The sequence below is a fragment of the Nocardioides sp. genome, assembly GCF_031397825.1.
Taxonomy (GTDB): Bacteria; Actinomycetota; Actinomycetes; order Propionibacteriales; family Nocardioidaceae; genus Nocardioides.
In genome coordinates this window covers 1-4,374 of sequence record NZ_JANNML010000006.1, presented here as the reverse complement: position 1 = coordinate 4,374, position 4,374 = coordinate 1, and the positions used below count along the sequence as shown (strand labels likewise).

Here is a 4,374-nt window from a genome sequence, read left to right as displayed (position 1 = left end):
TGGAAGGGACCGAAGAGGTCGCGCAGGTAGGCCGGGACGGTCGCGAAACCGCCGCCGTAGAAGCTGATGATCAACCCGGCGAGGATCACGAAGACCACCGTGCTCGTCGTGCCGACGGTCGCGAGGAGCAGGTAGAGCCCGATGCCGGCGCCGAGGTAGAGGATGTAGATCGGCTTGCGCCCGATCGCGTCGGAGGTCGAGGACCACACGAAACGACCGGCCATGTTGAAGAGGCTCAGCACCCCGACGAAACCGGCCGCCGCCGCGAGCGAGACCGAGGAGGTGTCGCCGTTGCGGAAGAAGCCCTGGATCATCGGCGACGCCTGCTCGAGGATGCCGATGCCGGCAGTCACGTTGCAGAAGAGCACCACCCACAGCAGCCAGAACTGCGGGGTCTTGACGGCGTTGGCCGCCGAGACGCTGGCGGTCGTCACCATCGACTTGGCCTTGACCGTGCTCGGGTCGAAGCCGGCCGGCTTCCAGCCCACGGGAGGCACACGCACCAGCCACGCCCCGAAGAGCATGACGACGACGTAGATCACGCCGAGCGTCACGAACAGCTTGGCGACGGAGTTGCCGTCCTGCAGCCCGTCCGAGCCGCCGCCGTACAGGTCGAGCAGCTTGGCCGACAGCGGGCTGGCGATCATCGCGCCACCGCCGAAGCCCATGATCGCCATGCCGGTCGCGAGGCCGGGACGGTCAGGGAACCACTTGATCAGCGTGGAGACCGGGGCGATGTAGCCCAGGCCGAGCCCGATGCCGCCGATCACGCCGTAGCCGAGGTAGAGCAGCCAGATCTGCTCGGTGGCGATGCCGGCGGCGCCGACCATGAAGCCGGTCGCCCAGCAGGTGGCCGAGGCGACCATGGCTCGGCGCGGGCCGCCGGTGTCGACCCAGGTGCCGAAGACGGCCGCGCTGAGGCCCAGCATCACGATCGCGATGGAGAACACCGCACCGACCGCGGTCAGGGAGGTGTCGAAGTGCGCGACGAGCGCGTCCTTGTAGACGCTGGTCGCGTAGACCTGGCCGATGCACAGGTGCACGGCGAGGGCGGCAGGCGGGATGAGCCAGCGGTTGAAGCCGGTGCCGGCGACCGTGCGTTCGCGGTCGAGGACGGTGAGTGACATGCGTTCCCCCTCGAGGGGTTCGGTTCCGAGTGATCCGTCACACCGATTACCCGTTCGTGACCACTTTCAACCACTCGGGTTCTGCAGCCGCGGTCACCGGGCGCATGTAACACGTCGTTACCCCATCTACGAGACCGTTGCAGCGACGTGGGAGATGGGTGGACGACGTGTTACATGGTCTCGTCGCCGACCGAACTAGAACGCGTTACAGTCCCCTCCCATGAGGACGTACGTCGTGAGCGGCGCCGCATCGGGCATCGGGGCAGCGACGACCGCGATGTTGCGCGACCAGGGCCACCGGGTGATCACCGTCGATCTGCACGACGCCGACGTGACCGCCGACCTGTCGACCGCGGCGGGCCGCGATGCCGCGGTGACCGGCGTGCAGGCGCTGACCGACGTGCTGCACGGCGTCGTGCCGTGCGCCGGGATCGCCGGACTGACCGGGGTGGACTCCGCGCTGCTGGTGAGCGTCAACTACTTCGGGGCGCTCGGGCTGGTGCGCGGGCTCCGGCCGCAGCTGGCTGCCGCGTCAGGCACGGGCGGCGCCGCCGTGGTGCTGCTGGCGTCCAACTCGATCACCGGCATGCCGGGGTGGAACGCCGAGGTGGCCGCGCTCTGCCTGAAGGACGACGAGCAGGGTGCACGCGAGGCGGCCGCCAAGGTCGACTCGGTGATGGTCTACCCCTCCTCCAAGGCCGCGCTCGCCTGGTGGGCGCGGCGCGAGGGTGTGACACCCGCGTGGATAGGCGCCGGCATCCGCGTCAACGCCGTGGCACCCGGGCTGATCGAGACGCCGATGACCCAGCAGCTGCGCGACGACCCGACGTTCGGCCCGTTCGCCGACAGCTATCCCACGGCCCTGGGGCGTCCGGGCCGGCCGGAGGAGGTCGCTGCGACGATCTGCTTCCTGCTCTCCGACGCGGCCAGCCTGGTCGTCGGCGTCTGCCTCTTCGTCGACGGCGGCACCGACGCGATCCTGCACCCGATCGCCCCCGAGGGCTGGGAGATCGGTCCGCTCGACCTGACCTGACGCCGAGTCGGCGCAATGTTGCTGCAACATCGCGCCGACTCGGCACCTGGAGGAGTCAGAACAGCAGCGCGGAGGCCGGGTCCTCGAGGATGCCCGCGACGTCGGAGAGGAAGCGCGAGCCCTTCTCACCGTCGATGTGGCGGTGGTCGAAGGACAGCGCCAGCGTGGTGACGTGCCGCGCGACGATCTCGTCGACCCCGTCGGTCGTGACGACCCAGGGCTGCTTCTTGATCGCGCCGAAGCAGAGGATCGCCGACTCGCCCGGGTTGATGATCGGCGTGCCCGCGTCGACGCCGAAGACGCCGACGTTGGTGATCGTGAACGTCCCGCCGCTCATCTCGGCCGGCTGGGTCCTGCCCTCCCGGGCGGTGGCCGTGAGCTGGTTGAGCTCGCCGGCCAGCTCGAGCAGCGTCAGGTCCTGGGCGTCCTTGACGTTGGGCACGACCAGCCCCCGCGGCGTCGCGGCCGCGATGCCGAGGTTGACGTAGTGCTTGAGCACGACCTCCTGGGCCGACTCGTCCCAGAACGAGTTGATCTCCGGCGTACGACGCATCGCCAGCATGACCGCGCGGGCCAGCACCAGCAGCGGGGAGACCTTGACGTCGCGGAACTCACGACGCGCCTTGAGACGATCCACCAGCTCCATCGTGCGGGTGACGTCGAGCGTCACCCACTCGGTCACGTGCGGAGCGGAGAACGCCGAGCCCACCATCGCGCTCGCCATCATCTTGCGCACGCCCTTGATGGGTTCGCGTGTCTCGCGCTGTCCCACGCCTGGTGACGTGCCGCCACCTCGCTGACGCTCGTCGGGCTCGACCACCGAAGGTGCGGACGCGGCGCCCTCGACGTCGGCACGGGTGACGGTGCCGCCCGGGCCGGTGGCGGTGAGCCGGGCCAGGTCGATGCCGAGGTCCTTGGCCAGCTTGCGGACGGGCGGCTTGGCGAGCACGCGCACCTCGCCGGTCGACAGCGCGCGAGCAGGGACGAACTCCGAGACCGGCTCGGGCTCGACGGCGGGGACAGCAGGCACCGCCGGCTCATCGGCCGGCACGACGTCCTGCGACTGGGCCCCACCGGGCGCGAACGCGCCCTGGACCTGCATCTGGGTGTTGGCGGCGGCCTCGGAGGACGGCGTCACCGACCCCTTGCGGGCGCGCCGCTGGGGGCCGCGCTCGGCCTTGTTGCGACCGACCAGGCTCTCGCCCTCGACCCGGCCGCTGGCAGCAGGGTTGGAGAGGTCGATCTCCATCTCGGGTGCACCCGCGGGGGCAGGAGCAGGGGCACCGATCGCGATGATCGGCGTGCCGACCGAGACGGTGTCGCCCTCGGCGACCATCAAGGCGGTGACCTCGCCCGCGAAGGGCGAGGGCAGCTCGACGAGCGACTTGGCGGTCTCGATCTCGACGACGATGTCGTTGATGGCGACGACGTCGCCGACCTTGACCTTCCAGGTGACGATCTCGGCCTCGATCAGGCCCTCGCCGACGTCGGGCAGGAGGAACTCACTCATGTCCGTGCCTCTCAGAACTCGAAGGAGCGGTCGACGGCGTCCAGCACCCGGTCGAGGTCGGGGAGGAAGTCCTCCTCGATCCGCGACGGCGGGTAGGGCGTGTCGAAGCCACCGACGCGGAGCACCGGCGCCTCGAGGGAGTAGAAGCACTCCTCGGTGATGCGCGCGGAGATCTCGGCGCCCAGGCCCAGGTTGACGTGGGCCTCGTGGGTGACGACGGCACGGCCGGTCCGGCGTACGGACTCGAGCACGGGCACCATGTCGAGGGGCGAGAGCGTGCGCAGGTCGATGACCTCGATCGAGCGACCCTCGGTCGCGGCGGCCTCGGCGACCTTCATGGCCGTCTTGACCATCGGGCCGTAGGACAGCAACGTCAGGTCAGTGCCCTTCTTGACCACCCGCGAGGTGAAGAGCGGCTCGGGCGAGGCGGACTCGTCGAGCTCGGCCTTGTCGGCGTGGTACTGCCGCTTGGGCTCGAGGAAGATGACCGGGTCGTCGCAGGCGATGGCCTGCTGGATCATCCAGTAGCCGTCGACCGGGTTGGAGCACGCGACGACCTTGAGGCCGGGGGTGTGGGCGAACTGCGCCTCGGGCGACTCCGAGTGGTGCTCGACCGCGCCGATGCCGCCACCGAAGGGGATCCGGATGACGATCGGCATCTTGACCCGGCCCTGCGAGCGGAAGTGGATCTTGGCGACCTGGCA

General features: G+C 69.8%; 4 protein-coding genes. 1 reads left to right on the top strand and 3 read right to left on the bottom strand.

The features are described from left to right. On the bottom strand, positions 1 to 1,127 hold a 1,127-nt coding region (locus RMN98_RS00405), incomplete at its 3' end, for an OFA family MFS transporter (RefSeq protein ID WP_309646821.1). A 220-nt stretch (positions 1,128 to 1,347) separates the two neighbouring features. On the opposite strand from RMN98_RS00405, the gene RMN98_RS00400 reads away from it, so the two are divergent. Next, positions 1,348 to 2,160 (top strand): SDR family oxidoreductase, encoded by an 813-nt coding sequence (locus RMN98_RS00400; RefSeq protein WP_309646820.1) that lies wholly within the window; start codon positions 1,348 to 1,350, stop codon positions 2,158 to 2,160. A gap of 55 nt (positions 2,161 to 2,215) precedes the next feature. Here the strand turns inward: RMN98_RS00400 and RMN98_RS00395 are convergent, their stop codons facing one another. Next, positions 2,216 to 3,670, bottom strand: a complete 1,455-nt coding sequence (locus tag RMN98_RS00395; RefSeq protein WP_309646819.1) for a dihydrolipoamide acetyltransferase family protein — start codon at positions 3,668 to 3,670, stop codon at positions 2,216 to 2,218. Positions 3,671 to 3,681: 11 nt separating this feature from the next. Beyond that, positions 3,682 to 4,374, bottom strand: a 693-nt coding sequence (locus RMN98_RS00390) for a transketolase C-terminal domain-containing protein (protein WP_309646818.1), incomplete at its 5' end; no start/stop codon positions are given.

What these genes read in the sequence shown, in the direction of transcription:
- RMN98_RS00395 (WP_309646819.1), bottom strand. Translation starts at nt 3,670, where the DNA reads ATGAGTGAGTTCCTCCTGCCCGACGTCGGCGAGGGCCTGATCGAGGCC.
- RMN98_RS00400 (WP_309646820.1), top strand. Translation starts at nt 1,348, where the DNA reads ATGAGGACGTACGTCGTGAGCGGCGCCGCATCGGGCATCGGGGCAGCG.